Source organism: Ruegeria sp. BHSC026 (assembly GCF_059613065.1).
Genome location: NZ_JBXWRV010000002.1, coordinates 48,217 through 69,745 on the forward strand (window position 1 = coordinate 48,217; position 21,529 = coordinate 69,745).

18 protein-coding genes are annotated in these 21,529 nt (G+C 64.0%); 7 read left to right on the forward strand and 11 right to left on the reverse strand.

Going from position 1 to position 21,529, the window contains the following annotated elements:
• Window positions 1-3: 3 nt before the first annotated feature.
• The 3 genes from sthA (at window position 4) to AC2FME_RS03010 (ending at window position 2,619) form a co-directional block, all read left to right on the forward strand.
• Window positions 4-1,473 carry a Si-specific NAD(P)(+) transhydrogenase gene (gene sthA / locus AC2FME_RS03000; RefSeq protein WP_496684038.1) on the forward strand — a complete coding sequence of 490 codons (1,470 nt, stop codon included), beginning with the start codon at window positions 4-6 and terminating at the stop codon, window positions 1,471-1,473.
• Window positions 1,470-1,925 (forward strand): YaiI/YqxD family protein, encoded by a 456-nt coding sequence (locus tag AC2FME_RS03005; protein WP_496799584.1) that lies wholly within the window; start codon window positions 1,470-1,472, stop codon window positions 1,923-1,925. The genes sthA and AC2FME_RS03005 overlap by 4 nt, the downstream gene beginning before the upstream one ends.
• A 73-nt stretch (window positions 1,926-1,998) precedes the next feature.
• On the forward strand, window positions 1,999-2,619 hold the full coding sequence (locus AC2FME_RS03010; RefSeq protein ID WP_496684041.1) for an HAD family hydrolase: 621 nt from the start codon (window positions 1,999-2,001) through the stop codon (window positions 2,617-2,619).
• 2 nt (window positions 2,620-2,621) lie between these two features.
• On the opposite strand, the gene AC2FME_RS03015 is transcribed toward AC2FME_RS03010, so the two are convergent.
• Window positions 2,622-3,863, reverse strand: a complete 1,242-nt coding sequence (locus AC2FME_RS03015; protein ID WP_496685489.1) for an MFS transporter — start codon at window positions 3,861-3,863, stop codon at window positions 2,622-2,624.
• Between the two features lie 145 nt (window positions 3,864-4,008).
• On the opposite strand from AC2FME_RS03015, the gene zapE reads away from it, so the two are divergent.
• Entirely contained in the window at window positions 4,009-5,067 is a 1,059-nt protein-coding gene (gene zapE, locus AC2FME_RS03020) for a cell division protein ZapE (RefSeq protein WP_496684046.1), read from the forward strand.
• Window positions 5,068-5,131: 64 nt separating this feature from the next.
• Here the strand turns inward: zapE and AC2FME_RS03025 are convergent, their stop codons facing one another.
• From AC2FME_RS03025 to AC2FME_RS03040, 4 genes are read right to left on the reverse strand one after another with little or no spacing between them, the layout of a single operon-like run.
• Window positions 5,132-6,406, reverse strand: a complete 1,275-nt coding sequence (locus AC2FME_RS03025) for a bifunctional folylpolyglutamate synthase/dihydrofolate synthase (protein ID WP_496799585.1) — start codon at window positions 6,404-6,406, stop codon at window positions 5,132-5,134.
• Window positions 6,403-7,347 (reverse strand): acetyl-CoA carboxylase, carboxyltransferase subunit beta, encoded by a 945-nt coding sequence (gene accD, locus AC2FME_RS03030; RefSeq protein WP_496799586.1) that lies wholly within the window; start codon window positions 7,345-7,347, stop codon window positions 6,403-6,405. Before accD ends, AC2FME_RS03025 begins: the two co-directional genes overlap by 4 nt.
• Before the next feature lie 58 nt (window positions 7,348-7,405).
• The gene (locus tag AC2FME_RS03035; protein WP_496799587.1) at window positions 7,406-8,308 is read right to left on the reverse strand and encodes a CPBP family intramembrane glutamic endopeptidase; all 903 of its coding nucleotides are present in this window, start codon (window positions 8,306-8,308) and stop codon (window positions 7,406-7,408) included.
• Window positions 8,305-11,385, reverse strand: a complete 3,081-nt coding sequence (locus tag AC2FME_RS03040) for a cyclic nucleotide-binding domain-containing protein (protein ID WP_496742552.1) — start codon at window positions 11,383-11,385, stop codon at window positions 8,305-8,307. The genes AC2FME_RS03035 and AC2FME_RS03040 overlap by 4 nt, the downstream gene beginning before the upstream one ends.
• A gap of 222 nt (window positions 11,386-11,607) precedes the next feature.
• Between AC2FME_RS03040 and AC2FME_RS03045 the strand changes: the two genes are divergently transcribed.
• From AC2FME_RS03045 to AC2FME_RS03055, 3 genes are all read left to right on the forward strand, one after another.
• Window positions 11,608-12,369 carry a DUF6478 family protein gene (locus tag AC2FME_RS03045; RefSeq protein ID WP_496685480.1) on the forward strand — a complete coding sequence of 254 codons (762 nt, stop codon included), beginning with the start codon at window positions 11,608-11,610 and terminating at the stop codon, window positions 12,367-12,369.
• Between the two features lie 11 nt (window positions 12,370-12,380).
• Window positions 12,381-12,734, forward strand: coding sequence for a hypothetical protein (locus AC2FME_RS03050; protein ID WP_496799588.1), 354 nt, complete (start codon window positions 12,381-12,383; stop codon window positions 12,732-12,734).
• 104 nt (window positions 12,735-12,838) lie between these two features.
• Entirely contained in the window at window positions 12,839-14,365 is a 1,527-nt protein-coding gene (locus AC2FME_RS03055) for an MFS transporter (RefSeq protein ID WP_496799589.1), read from the forward strand.
• A 54-nt stretch (window positions 14,366-14,419) separates the two neighbouring features.
• Here the strand turns inward: AC2FME_RS03055 and AC2FME_RS03060 are convergent, their stop codons facing one another.
• The 6 genes from AC2FME_RS03060 to AC2FME_RS03085 form a co-directional block, all read right to left on the reverse strand.
• A complete protein-coding gene (locus AC2FME_RS03060) occupies window positions 14,420-15,766 on the reverse strand; it encodes a S41 family peptidase (protein WP_496685472.1) in 1,347 nt (448 codons plus the stop codon).
• A 6-nt stretch (window positions 15,767-15,772) separates the two neighbouring features.
• Window positions 15,773-16,906 (reverse strand): murein hydrolase activator EnvC family protein, encoded by a 1,134-nt coding sequence (locus tag AC2FME_RS03065; RefSeq protein WP_496742556.1) that lies wholly within the window; start codon window positions 16,904-16,906, stop codon window positions 15,773-15,775.
• Entirely contained in the window at window positions 16,903-18,420 is a 1,518-nt protein-coding gene (gene gpmI / locus AC2FME_RS03070; RefSeq protein WP_496799590.1) for a 2,3-bisphosphoglycerate-independent phosphoglycerate mutase, read from the reverse strand. The genes AC2FME_RS03065 and gpmI overlap by 4 nt, the downstream gene beginning before the upstream one ends.
• A 92-nt stretch (window positions 18,421-18,512) precedes the next feature.
• Window positions 18,513-20,180, reverse strand: a complete 1,668-nt coding sequence (locus AC2FME_RS03075) for an alkaline phosphatase family protein (protein ID WP_496799591.1) — start codon at window positions 20,178-20,180, stop codon at window positions 18,513-18,515.
• Window positions 20,181-20,426, reverse strand: a complete 246-nt coding sequence (nqrM, locus tag AC2FME_RS03080; RefSeq protein WP_170599965.1) for a (Na+)-NQR maturation NqrM — start codon at window positions 20,424-20,426, stop codon at window positions 20,181-20,183.
• A 15-nt stretch (window positions 20,427-20,441) separates the two neighbouring features.
• The gene (locus tag AC2FME_RS03085) at window positions 20,442-21,467 is read right to left on the reverse strand and encodes an FAD:protein FMN transferase (RefSeq protein ID WP_496799592.1); all 1,026 of its coding nucleotides are present in this window, start codon (window positions 21,465-21,467) and stop codon (window positions 20,442-20,444) included.
• Window positions 21,468-21,529: the final 62 nt, after the last annotated feature.

The window sequence follows — 21,529 nt, forward strand, 5'->3', positions numbered from 1 at the left end:
GGGATGAGCGAATACGACTATGATCTGATCATCATCGGCTCGGGCCCATCGGGCCGCGCGGCGGCGATTCAGGCGGGCAAGCTGAAACGCAAGGTTCTGGTGGTTGACCGTCGTGACCGTTTGGGCGGCGTGTCGGTTCACACGGGCACGATCCCGTCGAAGACACTCCGCGAAACGGTACTGAACCTGTCTGGCTGGCGCGAGCGCAGCTTTTACGGCCGTTCGTACCGGGTCAAGGACCAGATCCGCGCCGAGGACCTCAAGGCCCGGCTGCACATGACGTTGGACTACGAGGTTGACGTGCTGGAACACCAGTTCAACCGCAACCACGTTGAAACCATGGACGGCGTGGCCCGTTTTGTCGGCCCGCACGAGATCGAGGTCACCGCCGATGCGGGCGACACCACCCGCCTGACGGCCGCGAAATTCCTGATCGCCACCGGCACCAAGACCTATCGCCCCGATTACGTGCCCTTCAACGGCAAGACCATCGTTGATGGCGACGAGTTCCTGGAAATGGCCGAGATCCCGCGCTCGCTCTGCGTGATCGGCGCAGGCGTCATCGGGGTGGAATATGCCACGATGTTCTCGGCGCTCGACGTGCGGGTGACGTTGATCGAACCGCGCGAGACTTTCCTGGATTTCATCGACAAGACCCTCATCCAAGAATTCACCCACCAGATCCGCGAAAACGGGGTGGACCTGCGCCTGGGCTCGGCCGTGGAGAAGATCGAGGACGCCGGCAAGCATGTCGAGGTCACCATGGCCAATGGCCGCCATGTCCGGGCCGAGATGCTGCTGTTTGCGGCGGGCCGCATGGGCAACACCTCAGCGCTGAACCTCGAAGCGGTTGGAATCGAGACCGACCACCGCAACCGCATTTCGGTCGACCGCAAGACCTATCAGACCTCGGTGCCGCATATCTATGCCACCGGTGACGTGATCGGCCATCCCTCGCTGGCCTCGACCTCGATGCAGCAGGGCCGCGTGGCCGCATGCCACGCGCTGGACACCCCCACCCTGCCCGAAAGCCCTTGGTTCCCCTATGGCATCTACTCGGTGCCCGAAATCTCGACCTGCGGCATGTCCGAGGAAGAGCTGCAGGAACGCGGCATTCCCTACGAGGTGGGCGTCGCCCGGTTCCGCGAGACCTCGCGCGGGCATATCATGGGGCTCGAGCATGGGATGCTGAAGATGCTGTTCTCGCTGAAAACCCGCCGGGTGCTGGGCGTGCAGATCGTCGGCGAGGGCGCGACCGAGCTGATCCACATCGCCCAGGCGGTGCTGAACCTGAAGGGCACGGTGGACTATTTCGTGCAGAACACCTTCAACTATCCGACCCTGGCCGAGGCCTACAAGATCGCCGGGCTCGACGCCTTCAACCGGATGCCGATCCCGGACGAGTTCAAGGTACGCAAATCGGACACGCCCGAACCAGCAAAGTTGGCGCCCAAAAAGGCCAAGCAGGCGTGACGACCCTGTATGTCGATGGCGACGCCTGCCCGGTGAAGGCCGAGGCCGAGCGCGTCGCCACGCGGCACAAGGTGCCGATGGTGGTGGTCGCAAATGGCGGGCTGCGCCCGTCGGCCAACCCGCTGATTCAGATCGTCACCGTGGCGCAAGGCGCGGACGAGGCCGACAAGTGGATCGCCGAGCGGTGCGGCGCGGGCGACATCGTCATCACCTCGGACATCCCGTTGGCCGCCAGATGCGTCGAGGCCGGCGCGCGGGTGCTGCGCCCCAATGGCGAAGCCTTCACCGCCGCCAATATCGGCCAGCAACTGGCGATGCGCGATCTGATGGCGGATCTGCGCGCCGCCAACCCGCTGGGCGCCGGGGGCGGTAGCAAACCGTTTTCCAAGGCCGACCGGTCGCGGTTTCTGGACGCGCTCGAGCGCGAGATGCGCGCCGCCCTGCGGACCTGAGTTAGGCCTTGCATCCCGCCCGGCGGGTTGGTTCAGTCGGCCGAAAGCGCAACACAAGCGAACAGGAAATCCCATGCCCGTAGAAGCGGTCGTTTTTGACATCGGCAACGTTCTGATCGAATGGCAGCCCGAGCGGTATTATGACCGCGTGATCGGCGAGGACCGGCGCCGCGAGATGTTCTCGGCCGTCGACCTGCACGGGATGAACGACCTGGTCGATCAGGGGCATCATTTCACCGAAACGATTTATGCCTGGGCCGAGAAACACCCCGAATGGCGCGACGAGATCCGCATGTGGCACGACAACTGGATCGAACTGGCCGCTCCGGAGATCCCGCATTCGGTCCGGCTGCAGCGCGCGCTGCGGGCCAAAGGCGTGCCGGTCTTTGCGCTGACCAATTTCGGGGTGCAGAATTTCGACTATGCCACCACCGTCTATCCGTTTCTGAACGAGTTCGACCGGCACTATGTCTCGGGGCGGATGAAGATGGTGAAACCGCATGCCCCGATCTACCAGATGGTCGAACAGGATTGCGGCCTGCCGCCCGAGACGCTGCTGTTCACGGACGACCGGATCGACAACATTGAAACCGCCCGTGGCCGTGGTTGGCAGACCCACCATTTCAACGGCCCGCAGGGCTGGGCAGAAAGGCTGGTGGCCGAAGGTCTGCTGACCCCGGACGAGGCCGCCTGATCCTAGGCGGCCGCGGGCTGCGCGGGGCGGTTCTCGCGGATCGGCAGGTGCACGATCGCGCTGAAGGCGCCGACGGCCACCCCGATCCACCAGACGACAGTGTAATCGCCGTAGATGTCATACATCCGGCCGCCCAGCCACACGCCCAGGAACCCTCCGATCTGATGGCTGAGGAACACCACGCCATAAAGCGTGCCCATGTAACGCAGGCCGTAAAGATGCGCCACCAGCCCCGATGTCAGCGGCACCGTCGCCAGCCAAAGCGAGCCCATCACGATCGAGAACACGATCACCGACATGGGCGTGATCGGCAGCAGGATGAAAGCAGCGGCCGCGACGGTACGCGCCGAATAGATCGCAGCCAGCAGGTATTTCTTGGGGAAGTGGTTACCCGCCCACCCGGCCAACAGGGTGCCGCCGATATTGGCCAACCCGACCAGCGAGATCGCCACCGCCCCCAACGCCGAGGTGGTGGTGATGCCCATCGAATGCAGCACGCCACCGGGCTGGATCGGGCCGCACATCTCGGTCACGAAGGCCGGGAAATGCGCGGTGATGAAGGCCAGCTGATACCCGCAGCTGAAAAAACCCAGGAATATCAGCGCATAGGACGGGTCGCGGAAGGCACGGCCCAGGATCTGGCCCATGCTTTCCTCCAACTCGGCCTTGCTGACCTGCGCGGGCGCGCGCATGAAAGGCAGCGTCAGCACAAGGGCCAGAATTGCAATAGCAAAGATGATGAACACCTGCTGCCAGGGCAGGAAGGTCAGCATCCATTCAGCCGTGGGCGCGCCGATCACCTGCCCGAAGCTGCCCGCCGCGGTCACGATCGCCAGCGACATCGAGCGGTTCTGGTCCGTCGAGGCCCGCCCGACCACCGCCAGCACCACGCCAAAGCCTGTGCCCGCGATACCGAAGCCCACCAGCCAGGCATAGAGTTGATGCCCGAAGGGCGTGACGGACCAGGCCGACAGGACCATCCCCGCCGCATAGGTCAGCGCACCAAGAATGATCGCCCGCCGATCGCCCATCTTCTCTGCGATGGCGGCAAAAATCGGCTGGCCGATGCCCCAGGCCAGGTTCTGGATCGCGATGGCCAGCGAGAAATCGGTGCGCAGCCAGCCGAACTCCTCGGCGATCGGAATCTGGAACACGCCGAACGAAGCGCGCACGGCAAAGCTGACCGTGATGATCACGCATCCGACGATCAGCACCGGGTTTAGCAGACGGGCGGTTGGGGTCATGGGGCCTCCGGGTTCAGCCCGCCGACAGTATCCGCTTGGGCTCGCTCGTCAATTCAGGAGTTTTGCGGTCACGATTAACCAAAATTGATGCGTGCCGGAGGATGCCTTCTTTTCAACGGCGCGGGCGGGCGCTATGGCTCGGGCCATGACCGACATGATCTCGTTGTACGAGGCCCGCGTTGCCGATGGCACCCTGAACCGCGACGACGCGCAAGAGGCCGTTCTGCCTCAATTCGAGCGTATCCGGGCAGCACTGGCCGCGCCGGTGAAACGCGGGCTGTTCCGCAAGGCGCCGCCGGCGCCCAAGGGCTTGTACCTGTGGGGCGGGGTGGGGCGCGGCAAGTCCATGTTGATGGACATGTTCGTCGAAACGCTGGGCGATGTTCCGGCCCGGCGCGTCCATTTCCATGCCTTCATGCAGGAAATCCACGCCGGCATGCACCAGGCGCGCGAAACCGGCGTGCAGGATGCGCTGGCGCCGGTGGCGGCTTCGGTCGTGAAATCCGTGCGGCTGCTGGCCTTTGACGAGATGCAGATCACCGACATCACCGACGCGATGATCGTCGGGCGGCTGTTCGACCTGCTACATGCGGGGGGCGTCGTCGTTGTGACCACCTCGAACCGTCATCCCGACGATCTGTACAAGGATGGCCTGAACCGGCAGCTGTTCCTGCCTTTCATCCACCACATCAAGCAGCAGCTCGAAGTGTGGGAGCTGACGTCGCCCACGGATTACCGGCAAAACCGGCTCGAAGGCTCGCCGGTCTATTTCACACCCATCGGACCCGAGGCGCGGGAGAAGATCCGGGCCGTATGGGCCGACCTGTCAGGTGGACCGGCTGAACCATTGACCCTGCACGTCAAGGGGCGCGAGGTGGTGTTGCCCGCGTTTCGCAATGGTGTGGCACGCGCCTCATTCTATGATCTGTGCGGTCGGATGCTGGGGCCGGGGGATTACCTGGCAGTTGCCGAGGCGGTCAAGGTGCTGGTGCTTGAGGACATCCCACGCCTGTCGCGCAACAATTTCAACGAGGCCAAGCGGTTCGTGACGCTGATCGACGCGCTGTACGAGGCGGAAGTGCGGTTGATCTGTTCCGCGGCGGCGGAGCCCGAGATGCTGTACGTCGAGGGCGAGGGAACGTTCGAGTTCGAGCGCACGGCTTCGCGTCTGCGGGAAATGCAAGACAAGGATTGGGGGAAATAGGGGGCGCTGCCCCCGTCGCGGCGGGGCCGCGACTCCCCCGGGATATTTTCAGCCAGATGAAGCCTTAGCCGTTTTCGCGCAGGATGTTCCCCGCGAGATAGAGCGAGCCGCAGATCAAAACCCGGGCCTGTGGATCGCGGGCGGTGATCGCGGCCAGCGCCTCGGCCACGCTGTCGGCGGTGGTGGCGGGCAGGTTCACGGCAGTCGCGGCGGCGGCGGTTTCCGCGGCAGGGAGCGTATTGGCTTCGCCGGGGATGGACACGGCCGTCAGGGAGCTTGCCCTTTCGGCCAGAGGCGCGAGGTAGCCGGTTACGTCCTTGGTGTTGAGCATGCCGCAGATCAGGTGCGTCGGGCGCGGCGGCAGTTTGGCCAGGACATCCGCCAGCGCGTGCCCGGCGGCGGCGTTATGGCCGCCGTCTAGCCAGAGTTCAGCCCGGGGCGCCTGTTCGACCAGCGGGCCGGTCTTCAGGCGCTGCATCCGGGCCGGCCATTCGGCCCGGGTGACCGCTGCCTCGTAGGCCTCGTCGCCCAGGTCGAGGTGGCGCAGGACCGCCAGTGCGGCGCCGGCGTTCTGGATTTGGTGGTCACCCAGCAGGTTCGGCAGCGGCAGGTCGCGCAGGCCGGTTTCGTCCTGATAGATCAGGCGGCCATGTTCCTCGTGAGCGTGCCAGTGCTGTCCGTAAGCCAGAAGCGGTGCGCCGAGGCGGGCGGCGGTGGCCTCGATGACTTCCATCGCTTCGTCCGGCTGCGGGCCGACGATGCAGGGCACGCCACGTTTGATGATGCCGGCCTTTTCGGCGGCGATCTTGGCCAGCGTGTTGCCCAGGAACTGTTCGTGGTCGATCGAGACTGGGGTGATGACCGTGACGGCGGGTTTTTCGATCACGTTGGTGGCGTCGAGCCGTCCGCCAAGCCCGACTTCGAGCAGCGTGTAGTCGGCGGGTACGCGGGAAAACGCCAGCAGGGCTGCGCAGGTGGTGATCTCGAAATAGGTGATGTTCTCGCCGCCATTGGCGGTGTAGCACTCATCCAGAACGGCGGTCAGGTCGGGCTCCGAGATCAGCTCGCCCGCCAAGCGGATGCGCTCGTGAAAGCGCGCCAAGTGCGGCGAGGTATAGGCATGGGCTGTCAGCCCGGCCCCTTCCAGCCCGGCGCGTATCATCGCCTGGGTCGAGCCCTTGCCGTTGGTGCCGGCGATGTGGATCACCGGGGGCAGCCTGTCCTGCGGGTTGCCCAAGGCCTCGAGCAGACGCCAGACGCGGTCCAGGGTCAGGTCGATGATCTTGGGGTGCAGCGCCATCATCCGGTCGAGGATGACGTCGGATGTGGGCGCGGTCATTTCTTGGGCTTGTCTTCGGCAGGCTTGGCCTGCGCATCGGGCTGTTCGGTTGCGCCCTCTTTCGGGGCGGGTAGATCGCCTTTGACCGCCGGGGGAAGCCCCATCAGCATCCGGGTGATCGTGATCAGCTCGTCCCGCAGCTCGGTCCGTTTGGTGACGCGGTCCAGCATGCCGTGATCCAGCAGGTATTCGGCGCGCTGGAAGCCTTCGGGCAGTTTCTCGCGGATCGTCTGCTCGATCACGCGGGGGCCGGCGAAACAGATCAACGCGTTCGGCTCGGCAATATGCACGTCACCCAGCATCGCGTAGGAGGCCGTCACGCCGCCGGTGGTGGGATGGGTCAGCACCACGATGTAGGGCAGGTCGGCTTCTTTCAGCATCTCTACCGCGACGGTGGTGCGCGGCATCTGCATCAGGCTGAGGATGCCCTCCTGCATCCGGGCGCCGCCGGCGGCGGAAAACAGGATCAGCGGGCGCTTGAGTTTCACCGCCTCTTGCGCGGCGGCGATGATGGCGTTGCCGACATACATTCCCATCGACCCGCCCATGAACGAGAAATCCTGCGCCGCGGCCACGATGGGGGTGCGGCCGATCTCGCCGGTGGCGACCAGCATCGCTTCTCTCTCACCGGTTTTTTTCTGCGCCGCCTTCATGCGGTCGGGGTATTTCTTCTGGTCGCGGAACTGCAGCGGGTCATCCTTGGGCGCGGGCACGGCGACCTCGGCGAAAATGCCACCGTCGAACAGATGCTTGAACCGTTCGCGCGGGGTGATCAGCATATGGTGTCCACACTGGGTACAGACATTCTGGTTGTCCGCCAGTTCGCGGTGGAACAGCATCGTTCCGCACTCGTCGCATTTGTGCCAGAGATTCTCGGGCACCTCACGGCGGGAGAAAATCGAGTTGATCCGGGGGCGGACGTAGTTCGTGATCCAGTTCATGTCGGAACCTTGCTGATGCGGGTTGCAGTCAAATAAGACGCTACGGAAGGAAATGCAATCAGCGCCTGAGCGCAAGTCGGGCCGTCAGCCACCCGACGATCATCACGCCGAAGTCGACAAACAGCCATAGCCGGAGAAACCCGGTATCGGACATGTCGAACGGCAGGTGAAACAACGCCAGCCCCCCAAGGCTGTCGGGCAGGGACACGATCAGCAATGCTGTGACATTGTTGGCGAAATGCAGGGCGATGGCCGGCCCCAAGGTTCCGGCGCGGGCGGTCAGATCGGCGCTGAGCACACCGAACACGCAGGCCCAGACCGCAACCAGCGCCGCGTTTTCGCCGGCGGCATTGGGCGCATAGTGGCCGGCCGCGAACAGAACCGCGGGAACGCCGATCCAGATCACGGGTGAACGAAACCGTGCCGCCAATGACTGTTGCAGGTAGCCGCGGAACAGAATCTCCTCGGCGCTGGTCTGGATCAGGACTGCGGCCAGAGACAGCGGCAGCAGACCCAGCCACAGACCGACCGGCAGGTTGGGTTCGAACGAAACGCCCATGCCATAGGGTGGCAGCAGCAACAGCACGACCCCCAGGACGAGCAGCGCGCCCAGAACGCGCCAGAACTGCGCCACCGCCTTGCGCCGGGGCCCGATGACGGAACACAGGCTGCGATTCTGGAACTGGCGGACGGCAAGCGCCACGGCCAGCGTGACAAAGCCGAAACTGAACAGCAGGATCAACACCGCCATCGGCGACGCGCCGCTTTGGAACCCGGCCACCTGGTCTGGCGGGGCCAGGCCGACCACGGCGGCGAACAGCACTAGGTTCAACGCGACGACGGTCGCGACCACCAGGGCCACCCCGCCGAACAGCCGCCACAAGGCCGCATGGGCGCGCACCGGGGCGACCAGCGCCTCGTGTGCCGCATAGGCGCGTGTCACTTCGCCGGGCTCGGTCATCCGCCAGCCCCGGTTTCGACCTCGGGGGGAAGTTCGATGTTTGCGGCCAAGAAACGTTCGGATACCGAGGTCAGATAGCCCGCAACCGTTTCCAGCAGGCTGACCGCAACCGTGGGATCGCTTTCGATGACGGCCCTCAGTTCCTCGGCGCCGATGCGCAGGAACGAACAATCGGTCAGGGCGACAAGATCCAGTTGCCGAGGCGCGCCGGTAATGATCGACAGATCTCCGATCAGGCGGCCGGGCTCGACGGTCGAGATGCGGCGCTTTTCGCCGTCGGGCATCGACCATTCCAGGCTGGCCTGGCCGGACACGCACAGATAGGCCGCATCGGGCGTCTGCCCGCGCGAGAAGATGACCTGCCCGGCCGCCGCGTCGTACCATTTTGCCGAAAAGGCCAAGAGCCGCTGGTTGCGGCCATCCAGCCGTGAGAACAGTTCGGTGGCGGCAATCACCTTCAGCTTGCGGGTGAAGTCATCCGAAGCGCCTTCCTCGACCGGCAGGGCCGCCCGAGAAACCCCGTCAATGCGCCCGTCCTTGATCTCGAGATACAGGTCATAGGCCTCGGGGTGGGAAAAATGATCCTCCATAAAGATCATGATCGAATCGGGCAACAGCTGCCGCAGTTTCATACGGGTCTGATGCCGGCTTTCGGAATCGTGACTGGCCAGCACCTTATCCAGGATCAGAATATCCGGCCGCTTTATCGCGGCGCGGGAAAAGGCCGCCCTTTCCTGGAACACCGTCGGCAGGTTGGCCCCGCCCAGACCGGTGGACAGGTCATAGATGATGGCCGCCAGCCGCCGTCGTAGCCCGGCCTCGTTCAACACCTCGGCGACCACGTCCTCGATGTCCCGGTCGTGACTACCCGCGGTCAGCGACACGCGGCCGTAGATGGCATTTTCCATCACCGTCAGGCGCGGGACGTAGACATCCGGCCCGACCTTGACGAACAGCCCGTCGAACGACTGGTGCAGGCTGTCGGCGTGGGTCTTGCGGATCTTCAGGATCTTGTCCTTGTATTCCTCCGGAAAGCTCGGCCCGATCTGTTCGGCCGTCAACATGAACGGTACCGTCAACAGCAAGGCCTTCTCGCCCTCCGACAGGCTGTCTTCGCCCTGGCTGCGGCGGCGCTCCTCGATGTCGAGCAGCCGGTGATACAGGTCCTTGGACAGCCCCAGGCGCAGGAACAGAGGATGATCGGCGCCTTCGCGGCCGAAGGTCTGGTTCAGCGTGTCCAGAACGGCGCTGGCGATGCTCAGCGCATCGCGATCCAGCTCATGCGCCCGAAGCATTTCCAGAAACCGGGCATCCCCGGCCAGTAGGTCTGCGGAAATGTCATTCAGAGGCGACGCAAACAACAGGTTTCCCCCCAGCGGAACCGCCGGGTTGAACTGGTCTGGGTCGAACCGAAAGATATATTTGTCCAGCCCCTTTTCCCTAAGCCGTTCGGCGACCTTGGGCCGCAGCCGGACAATTTCGTCGGCTAGGGCCGGATGCTGCCGGGGGTCGAACTGCGACCGCAGCGTGCGGCGCAGCATGAATTCGTCGATCCCCATCGCCTCGACCAATTGGAACCACCAATCCCGGATGTCTTCAACGCTGTCCAGACCCGCCAGGCTGGGATCAACCCAGTCATCCGACAGTGAATCGGGCAGATTGCCCGACCGGGCCGCTTCGATCGCGAAGCGCGATGGCACTTTGCCATCCTCGGTTTCGTACTGGGGATGCGTGCGCAGGGGCATCAGCAGGTTGTCGCCCAAGGTACCGCTGAACAGGTAGGGCCGCGAATGCGCGTATCCGATCCGGGCGGCGATCACGGCCTGGTGCAGCTCGTCCAGCTTGTGTCCCGACAGGGTGACCTCGCCCTGGGCGGGCAAGACCTCACGCGTGAGCAGCTCGGCGAGGGCGCGCCGCTCAGATTCGTGCGAGGCCTTGATCGCCACACGCGCCTTGCTGGGAATGGTCAGGTCGATATCTTCCAGAACGATCTTTCCGTCCTCGTCCCGCACGGTGACGTTCTTCAGTTCGATGTCGCCGTGCAGATGCGGGATGGCGTCGGGTTCACCTTCGAACAGCTCCTCGGGGATCATGTTGTCGGGGTTGAAGCGTTCGGTCACGACCTGCCAGCGCAGCGACATGTCCTGAACCTGGTTGTAATAGGTCAGAAGATCGCGCCAGGGGCCGCTGAGGTCCTTGTAGGCGCCCAGTGCCGCAACCAGCGCCCCCACCGTGACCTTGCCGGTGATCGCCAGATACCCGCCGATCGAATAGAACAGGAAGGGTGTGATCTGGGTGATCAAGTTGTTGAGGAATTTCATGAAGAACTTCTTGTTGTAGATCTTCACGCGAATCTCGAACAGGGTTCCCAGCCGATGGCTGAACTGGGCCAGCCGATACCGCCAGCCGCCATTCACCCGCAGATCGCTGATACCGGCTGCGGTCTCGCCGATCTCGGTGCTCAGGTGCCGGATTTCCTGGATGCGCTCCTTGTTCAACAAGTTGATTTGGCGCTGCAGGCGCGGGATCAGCCAGGCCTGCAACGGAATGAGCGCAATCGCGGCCAGCCCGAACCACACGCTCTGCATGAACAGGAAGGTCACGATGGTCATCATCTGGCCGAACTGGAAGACCGGCTGGGCGATGGCATCGCCCATGAGCCCGCCCAGCGGCTCGGCCTCGGCGGTGATCATCGACACCAGCTCGCCCTGGCTGGTCGAAGAGAAATAGGGTTTCGGAAACTTCAGCATCCGCCGGATCAGGGTGAACCTGAGGCGGCGCAACATGCGTTCGGCCACAATGCCCTTCATCGTGTTGATCCGCATCTTCATGATGCCGCCGGCGATCACCGTTCCCAGAAACGCAAGGCACAGGATCATAAGGTACTGAACTTGCGTCACCGTCACGCCGAAAAACGTCACCGTGTTGCCCGTGGCACCAATTGCGTCGTTGATGATCCGCTTGGGCAGCTCGAGTGAGGCGTAAAGGAATGGGAAGGAAATCACGGTCAGAAACAGAAGGATGAACTGCTGTTTCTTCGAATGCTTCCAAATAAATGCAAAGAGGGTGGGTTCCATGCCCGGCCTTGTCTTGAAGTTTTGGACTGCGGCCCGTTGCAAAGGTTCCACTGCGGCCGGGTGCCTGACGGTAAGCTTTGGCCGGAGCCATTTCAAGAACACCCGAAAAATTGTTCCGCCCACCCCGCGTCACCGCGAATTTTGCCGCACCCCGCACGAAGGCGGGTTTATCCTGCCCCGGCAAATCGACTAAAGAGGTGGCGTTTCTCGATGCAAGGGCTCATGCGCAAGCTTCTGACACGCTATTTCAACCGAAAGGTGCTGGACCGATGGCGCCGGGCGGCCGCGACCGCCGGCACGGCCAGCCTGCCGCAACTGCGCCTGCAGCGCGATCAGGCGCGCCTGCTGAGGTTCGAGCTCAATCGCCTGATTCATGAGGCTGACAGCCGCCTGATGCGGCCCCGGATCGGTTCACGACAATTCCCCAAACCGCTGGGCACAGACTGGTCGTGGCGACCCGACTTGTGGCGCGGGCCGATGCCCGGACGGGGCGTCTGTCCGGTCGCGCGGCAGGAGCGGCTGGATGAACAGACGACCATCTTCCACGATTGCCCGCAGGCCGAGATCGGCATGCAGCAGGTGCGCAACAGCGACGAACGCGATCTGGCCCCGTTCGGTCTGGCTCTGGATGTGTTCGATTTCCGCGGTTCGTTCCTGTCAGTGTCCGTCGAATTGCCGTCCGAGGCCCGGGCTGCCCTCAGCCGCCAGCACATGTTCCGCGCCAGCGTCCAGTCGGAACAGGAGCGGCAGGCGCGGATGTTCGCGCGTCTGAATATCCAGCACGGCCCAAACACCGAACAGGTCCTTCGGGAACTGCCGCCCGGGTCCGAGGTTTCGACGGTGGATTTCGATCTGGCCCACCTGGAACTGAACGAACGTCGGGTCCAGAAAATCTGGTTGGATCTGATCCTTGACGGGCCGGCCATGAACCGGGTGGTCATTCGCGACCTGACCCTGTGCCGCTATCATCGCGCAGATCTGTGAAGGACACCGACATGACCCATGCAAAGCTTGTACCGATCCGGTTCGAAAACGCCCTCTGGGAGGGGCAACTGACCGCCGCATCGGAACCCCGGGTCGAGGCCCGGTATCTGGGCGAGGCGCTGCCGGGCGTCGAGGTCACTCCGAACGACGCGGGCTGGATGCTACGGGTTCCCGTACCGCCGGCCCTGCTGTCGGACGGGGTGCATTGCGTCACCATCTGGGACTGCGAGCGCCAGTCGAAACTGGGCGACTTTTCGGTGATATCCGGGGCGCCGGCCTCGGGCGACATCCGGACCGAGCTTGAACTGCTGCGGGCCGAGTTGGACATGCTGAAACGCGTCGTGCGCAGAATGAACCAGGGGTAGCGCCACCCCGATCCGCCGGGCCGCACGGGCCGACTCCAACTGCGACCTGTCAATTTGACGGGATTTGTGGCTTGATGGGGCATTCGAAACGGCCGGGATGCGTCATGGAACGCGACAGCATCATCAAGGTCATCGCGTTGATGGTGACCGCCTTCGGCATCGGGATCGACTTCACCGGTGCTCTGATGCTGGTGCCCGCGATCGAGAATTCCTTCGACGCCGACATCACCAGCACCCAATGGGTTCTGAACATCTATGCCCTGTTCTTTGCCATGACCATGGTCGCGGGCGGGCGGCTGGGAGACCTGTACGGCCACCGCAAGGTCATGCTGATCGGTCTGTCGGTGTTTCTGTTTTCGTCGATTCTGTGCCTCGTCGCACCGAACCTGGATTTTCTGATCGGTGCCCGAGCGTTGCAGGGGGTGGGTGCCGGGTGCGTCTGGCCATGCACCCTGGCCCTAGGCGCCACCAAGGTCTCGCGAGACGAACACCGCGCGCTGGTGATGGGCCTGATCCTGGCCGGCGTCACCAGCGGCAATGTCTTTGGCCCGATGATCAGCGGGTTCGTCGTCAATCTGGGGGACTGGCGCCTGTTCTTCCTCGCCAATGTGGTGTTTTCGACCGTCTCGATGGGCACCACGCTGACGCTGATCCCGCGCGAGACCGATCACAAGAACGGCGAACACATCGACTTTGCCGGAATGGGCATTTTGTCGATGGCGGTTCTGCTGTTGCTGTACGGGTTGGATGTCGGGGCCGACTGGGGGTGGCTCTCGGTTCCGTTGCTGGCGGTGTTTTTCGTCAGCGCGGTGCTGTTGGGGCTGTTTTCGAGGGTCGAAAATCGTGTGCGCCAACCGCTGCTGCTGCCGCAGATGATGCACAACCCGCAATTCCGGATCACGCTGGGGCTGAACATGTTCAATGTCTCGGCCGCCTTTGTCGGGCTGCTGTATTTTCCGCAATACATGCAAAAGGTCCTGGGCTGGTCGGCTTTCGAATCCGCCTTGGGCCTGGCGCCTCTGACTGTCCTGCTGGCCGTCGGTTCGATCGTGTCGGGCACGCTGTACAACGACTTTGGCCCCAAGCGGCTCATGTTCTGGGGCTACCTGTCGGCCACGACCGGCGCCGCCAGCATCGTCATCCTGCCGATGAGCCTGGGATACCTGCAGATCCTGCCGGGCATGGCCCTGATCGGATTGGGGGCCACGCTGACGGTCGGGCCTTCTGGTACGGCCGCCGTGTGTGCTGTCCGGCCCGAGCGCGCCGGGCTGGTCGGGGGCCTGAGCTTCATGGCACATCTGGTCTATGGCGCGGTTTCGGTCGCGGTTGCCACCGCGATCATGTACACGACCAGCCTGTCCAGCCTCGGCACTCAGCTCGCCAAGGCGGGCATCGACATGCCGGCCGCCGATCAGAAGGCGATCAATGGCGGCACCCTGACAACCCGGACGGCACAGGCCATCATGGGCAAGCTGGATGCAGACCAGGCCGAGACGGTCAAATCCGCCATTGCCACGGCATTCGATACGGGAATGAACATGGCTTTCGTGTTTGCCACCCTGTCGGTTTCGATGGGCATCATCCTTGCCCTGTTGCTGGACGAAAAGAAACTGCACAAGGTTGAAAGCTGACGACACGAAAACGGGCCGCGCCCGGCGCGACCCGTGCTGTTCGATGCCCGGTCGTTACTGCGAGGCGCGGGCGGTCGGGTTGAACGCGGACAAACCCTTCAGGATGTCGATGGCATAGGCCAGTTGATAATCCTGCTTGCGAAGTTCCGCTGTCGCCTCGGCCTTGGCGCGGTCTTCTTCGATCTGGCGGTTCTCGTCCTCGGTCAGGCTGTCATTATTCAGGCTTCCGCGCAGATCGGCCTCGGACCGGGTGCGGGCGGCCGCCTCTTCGTCCTCGTCCTCTTCGGGTCGGTTGCGCGGCTGTTCCACGATGATGTCCGGGCTGACACCCAGCGCCTGGATCGAGCGGCCCGACGGCGTGTAGTACCGCGACGTGGTCAGGCGCATCGCGCCATCCCCCCGCAGCGGCATCACCGTCTGGACAGACCCCTTGCCGAAGCTCTTGGTGCCGACGACGATGGCCCGGCGATGATCCTGCAGGGCGCCCGCGACGATTTCCGACGCCGAGGCCGAACCGCCATTGATCAGCACGACGATCGGCTTGCCCTCGGCCAGGTCACCGGGCGTGGCGTTGAACCGTTCCCCATCTTCGGGGTTGCGGCCACGGGTCGAGACTATCTCACCTTCGTTCAGGAACGCGTCCGAGACCTTGATCGCCTGGGTCAGCAGGCCGCCCGGGTTGTTGCGCAGGTCCAGCACGACGCCGTTGATCTTGTCGATGCCGCCGGCCTCGGCGATCTGTTTCTCCAGACCCTCCTTCAGGTTCGGATAGGTCTGGTCGTTGAAGGTGGTCACGCGCAGGACCACGCTTTGACCTTCGGTGCGCGCGCGGACGGCGGTCAGCTTGATCGTGTCGCGGATGATGGTCACGTCGAACGGATCGGGCTCGCCTTCGCGCACCACGGTGATCACGATCTCCGACCCCACAGGGCCGCGCATCAGATCGACCGCCTTGTCCAGCGTCAGGCCCAAGATGCTTTCGCCATCGACATGGGTGATGAAATCGCCGGCCTCGATGCCCGCCTCATCCGCCGGGGTGCCGTCGATGGGCGAGACAACCTTGACGAACCCGTCCTCCTGCGTGACCTCGATGCCCAGCCCGCCGAACTCGCCGCGGGTTTGCACGCGCATCTGTTCGGCGTCGTCGGGCGACAGATAGCTGGAATGCGGATCCAGCGAGGTCAGCATCCCGTCGATCGCCGCCTCGATCAGGTCTTCGGGCGCGACCTCTTCGACATACTGGGCACGGATGCGCTCGAAAATGTCACCGAACAGGTCCAGCTGCTCGTACACGCTGGCCTTGTTTGCGGCCTCCTGCGCCAGCAGCGGCCCGGCGATCTGGGTTGTGGCGATGATCCCTGCCAGGGTTCCGGCCAGACCGGCCATCACGAATCGTTTCATGCGCGTCTATCCATCCTTGTGCGTCCGGAACCATGTTTCCGGATCAACGGGCCTGTTGTTCTCTCTGACCTCTATATAGAGCGTTTCTGACCGATCAGTTCCAGTGCCATCACCGCTTGTTGACAAAATCGCGCCGATTTCCGGCAGATTCCCCGGCATCAACCCCACCGGAGAGCCCTCGGGGATCACCTGCCCGGGTTCGCCATAAACCTCCTGAAGGCCCGAGAACACGAAAAGAAGCCCCGGCTGCGGTTCCAGGATGATCAGGTTGCCAAGGTCCAGCAGCGGCCCGCGATAGCGAATCGTGGCGGCCGTGGGCGACACTACCAAGGCACGCGGCCGGGTGGCCAGAACAAGGCCGGGCCGGGTGACGCCGGCCGCATCGGTTTCCCCCGACCGGTGCACCAGAACGCCCTGCGTCGGCAGCGGGATCCGGCCCTTGCGATCCGAAATATCAGCATCGGTTTCGGCAATTTCACCGGCCGAGATCTCGGCCAGACCGCTGGCGAACCCGTCCAATGTTTCGGTGGACGAGATCAGAATCGCGGTGCGCACCGGATCTTCGACAAAACGGCGCGGCAGGTTGGTACGGTCGGCGATGGCTTCGCTCAGCCGCGTGCGGGCATCCTGCACCTGCTCCAACCCTTCGGTCAAAGTTTGCGCCGCGCTTTGCTGCAGTCGGCGCAGGGTCTGAACCTCGTCCAGATCGCGGGCCAGCGCCCGGGCCTTAGCATTCAGGCCGGGGGTGACCTCGGACAGCATCATCCCGGTGCGCGCCGCCCCCAGCGGCCCGGCCGGGTGCAGCATCAGAACCGGAGGCGCCGTGGTTTCGATGGTTTGCAGCACGCCCAGCAACTGGCGGATTTCGCGTTCGCGCGCGTTCAGCTCGGCGGTCAGCTGGCTTTCGCGTAAAGCCGCCCGGCGCAGCCCGTCGCGCATGGCGGCCAGCCCGGCTTCGTAGGCTTGGATCGTCTCGGTCAGGGCGCGCACACGGTCGCGGGCGGTTTCGGCCTCGGTCAGCGCGATCGAGGCCTGTTCCAGCATCTGCGCCGCATCCAGCGCCGCCTGCGCGGGGTCCGGCGCGGCCCGGGCCGCCTGCCCCGCCATCAGAGCCGCCAGAAGAAGCGCGCGCAGCCTCATGACAGCAGGCTCTGACCCGTCATTTCCAGCGGCTTGGGTAGGCCCATCAGGTCCAGCACCGTGGGGGCCAGATCGGACAGGCGACCTTCGCGCAGGGTTGCGCCCTCGGGTCCGCCAACCAGTGCCACAGGTACCGGGTTCAGGGTATGGGCGGTATGCGGGCCGCCGGTTTCGGGGTCGATCATGGTTTCGCAGTTGCCATGATCGGCGGTCACGATCATGGCCCCGCCCGCCTTTTCAAGCGCAGCGACCACACGGGCCAGGCCTTGATCCACGGCCTCGCAGGCCTTGATCGCGGCCTGCAGGTCACCGGTATGGCCCACCATGTCGGGGTTGGCGTAATTGGCGACGATCAGGTCATATCCGTCCTCGATCGCCTCGACGAATTTGTCCGTCACCTCGGCGGCCGACATCTCGGGCTGCAGGTCATAGGTCGCCACCTTGGGCGACGGGGCCATATAGCGGTCCTCGCCGGGCTCGGGTGTCTCTTTGCCGCCGTTCAGGAAGAACGTGACATGGGGGTATTTCTCGGTTTCGGCCAGACGGAACTGGCGCAGGCCCTGCTTGGCGACCCATTCGCCCAACGTGTTCACGATCTCGCGCTTGGGGAACACGGTCGTCATGTAGTCGTTGTGGCCGTCGGAATATTCCACCATGCCCAGCAGCGCCGACAGGTGCGGGCGTGGTCCGGTGTCGAATTCGGCAAATCCGGGTTCGCCGATGGCGCGCAGGATCTCACGCGCGCGGTCGGCGCGGAAATTGAGGCAGAAGAACCCGTCACCGTCGCGGACGCCGTCGTAGCCGGGCAAAACCGTGGGGGCGATAAACTCATCGGTCTCGCCCCGGTCGTAGGCGGCCTGAATCGCGGCGCTTGCGGTATCAGCCTGCCCGCCCTGCGCTTTGATGATCGCGTCATAGGCGCGGCCGACCCGTTCCCACCGGTTGTCGCGGTCCATGGCATAGTACCGCCCCGAAACGGTGACGACGCGCGCGTTCGCGGGCAGGCGACGCTCCAGCTCGGCCAGGAAGTCCAGCGCCGATTTCGGGGCCACGTCGCGCCCGTCGGTGATGGCGTGCAGAGCCACCGGAACGCCTGCATCGGTGATCGCTTTTGCGGCGGCGACGATATGGTTCAAGTGCCCATGCACCCCGCCATCCGAGACCAGCCCCATCAGATGCGCGGCTCCGCCCGCCGCCTTCACCTTGGCGACAAAGTCCTGCAGCGCGGCATTTTCGAAGAACGAGCCGTCCTCGATCGCTAGATCGATCTGGCCCAGATCCATAGCCACGACCCGCCCGGCCCCGATATTGGTGTGGCCGACCTCGGAATTTCCCATCTGCCCGCTGGGCAGGCCCACATCCGGACCGTGGGTGATCAGCCGCGCGTGCGGACCCTTGGACATGATCGCGTCGAATGTGGGCGTGTTGGCCAGATACGGCGCATTGGCCAGTGTGTCGTCGGACAGGCCCCAGCCATCGAGGATGCACAGGACGACGGGTTTGGGTGCGCTCATGTCGGGTCTCCGGTAACTGCTCTTGTCCGTTCTTCTATCCCCTGCCCGCCGCATCGTGAACCGCCTTTTGCGGCGATCCGCGCCGCGCGGGGTTATTTCCTGATCTGCTGCCAGGGCCGCGCCTTGCGGCCGCGATACTTGACCGTTAGCTCGGGCGGAGCGTCGCTTTCGTCATAGGCGCCCAGGATCACGCCCTTGCCGCGACTTTTGGTGCGCATCCCGACCAGCTCGGCTTCTGAGCGGGTGGTGCGTTGCGACGGGCGACGTGCCCAAGCGAACAGGTGGTAGTACATCTGCGCGATCACACCCGCATGGGCCGGGCTGTCGCCCAGATCGGTCAACTCGGCGGGGTCGTTTTCCAGATCGAACAGGATCGGGCGGAACCCGCCTTCGCAATGGATCAGCTTCCACTTTTTCGTGGCCACCATGAACATCGCCGCGTCGCGCACCGACACGCCCAGCGTTTCTGCGATGGGCGAGGCCGAATAGTCGTATTCGCAGATCACGAATTCGCGCGGGGTCTCGGCCGCCTGCCCGTGAAGGATGGGCAAAAGGGAATGACCTTCCAGAATATGGTCGGGCACCGCAACGCCCGCGACCTCGACGAAAGTGGGGGCTAGGTCGATCGACTCGACCAGCGCGTCGCAGGTGGTGCCGCGCGTGGCATCGGCCTGTTCGGATGGGTCGTAAATGATCAGCGGCACCTTGGTCGAAGCGTCGTGGAAGAACGTCTTTTCGCCCATCCAGTGATCGCCCAGAAAATCGCCATGGTCCGAGGTTAGCACGATCATCGTGTCGTCCATGCGGCCGGTCTGCTCCATCCAGTCCAGCAACCGCCCGATCTGGTCGTCGGCCTGCTTGATCAGGCCCATATAGGCGGGGATCACCGCCGCGCGCACATCCTGCCGCCAGAAGGTCTGGCCGATCTTGGTGTGCATGAAGGCGCTCAGCACGGGATGCGCCTCGGCCCGCTCGGTCTCGGACCGGTTGGGCGGCAGAACATGCTCGGGCCCGTACATCGAGGCATAGGGCTCGGGGACGATATAGGGCCAGTGCGGCTTGATGTAGCTCAGGTGGCAGCACCATGGGCCGTCATGGGTTTCCATGAACTCCATCCCGCGCGTGGTCAGATAGGGGGTCTCGCTGTCCTCCTCGGCGATGTTTGCGGCCTGCGGCGCGTTTTTCAGAAACCAGCCCGACAACACGTTTCCATCGGCATCCAGACCGGAATTAGCAAAGTCGTGCCAGGGGTTGTCGCTGTCGTAACCCTTGTCGGCCAGCCAAGCGTTATAAGCTCGGGCGCCATCAGGGTCATAGAACCCGTCGGGGCCTTCGGGGCGCATCCCGTCATCGCGCTCGAACACGTCAAAGCCGCATTCGGCCACCCGCGCGCCGATCAGGCTGTCGGGCTCCAGGCCCAGCCGGGCCATGCCTTCGGCGTCGGCGCGCATATGGGTCTTACCGACCAGCCAGCAGTCCATCCCCGCCTTGCGCAGATGGTCGCCCATGGTCAGCTCGCCAACCTTCAGCGGAATGCCGTTCCACGAGGCGCCGTGCGACTGCACGTATCGCCCGGTATAGGTGGACATACGCGAGCTGCCGCAGATCGGCGACTGGATATAGGCCCGCGTGAACCGCACGCCGCGCGCGGCCAGACGGTCGATATTGGGCGTGTGCAGATGTGGATGGCCGTAACAGCTCAGGTAGTCCCAGCGCAGCTGGTCGAACATGATGAACAGGATGTTGCGGGCCTTGGCCATTCAGGTCCGTTCGCCCTGGCTTTCCATCTGTTCCACCATCCGGCGGGCGCGCTTGCATTGCAGCTTGTCACGCAGGGGGCTGTTGGGGTCCACGTCCTTTTGGCACACCACGCATTTGTCGGCGCCCGAGATCGCGTTCAGCCCGCCGCAACTGCCTTTGATAGTCTTGCCCATCAGCATCACGCCCAGCGACATGCCGACCATGATGATCAGCAGCAGAACAAACGCGAGGATAAAGGTGCTCATCGGCCGGCCCGCCCTTCAGTTCGATCCCAGCGCATCCTTGAATGCGCTGCTTTGTACCGTGATATAGGCATCTTTGCCGCCTGTCACATCCCGCGAGATGAAAAACACCGCCAAACCCAGCTGATCGGCCAGTTTCAGCCCCCGCTCCTGCCCCAGCGCCAGCATCGCGGTGGCCCAGGCATCGGCCATCATCGCGTTTTCCGCCAGAACCGTGACCGAGGTCGTCCGATGGGTGATCGGGCGTCCAGTGGTCGGGTCGATGATATGCGAATACCGCACCCCGTCCTGTTCGAAAAAATTCTTGTAATCGCCCGAGGTCGCCATGCCGCGGTTGTCCAGCGGCACGATGAATTGGATGGTCTGCGACCCGGTTTCGGGCTTTTCGATGCCGATGCGCCAGGCCTCGCCCTTGTCGTTCTGACCGCGGGCCACCAGATCACCGCCGATCTCGACCATATAGTTCTCGACCTCCGCCGCGCGCAGCGTCTCAGCCACGGCGTCGATCCCGTATCCCTTGGCGATGGCCGACAGGTTGATCCCCACGCCCGGCTGTGTCTTGGCCAGCGTCCCGGCCTGCGCATCCAGCGTCAGCAGGCGCGCCTGCCCCACCTGCTCGAGCGCCGCCGCGATCTCGGCATCCGATGGCACCGGGTCCTCGGGCTTGCGCGGGCCGAACCCCCACAGCTCGATCAACGGGCCAAGCGTCACGTCGAACACGCCGCCGCTTTGTTCGTGCACCTGGTTGGCCGCCGCGATTACATAGGCGAATTCTTTCGACACCGGCATCGGGTCGGTGCTGGCCGAGGCGGAAAAGACCGAGACCTCGGAATTCGGGTCCCAGTTGGACATCTTCGCGTTCACCTGCGCCAGCGTTTCCTCCACGGCGGCGGACAGGGCATCCGCGTCCAAATCCTCGCCGATTGCGGTGACGTGATAGGTGGTTCCCATGGTTTCACCCGACAGGCGAACAACCTCGGGTTCCTTGTCGAACAGGCAGCCAGCGACGAACAGGGTCAGGGCCAGGGCAAGCAGTCGGCGCATCGCGTGATCTCCGGGTAATGTTTCGTGGCGCGTATGCCAGCGCCCCCGGTCAGAGTCAAACC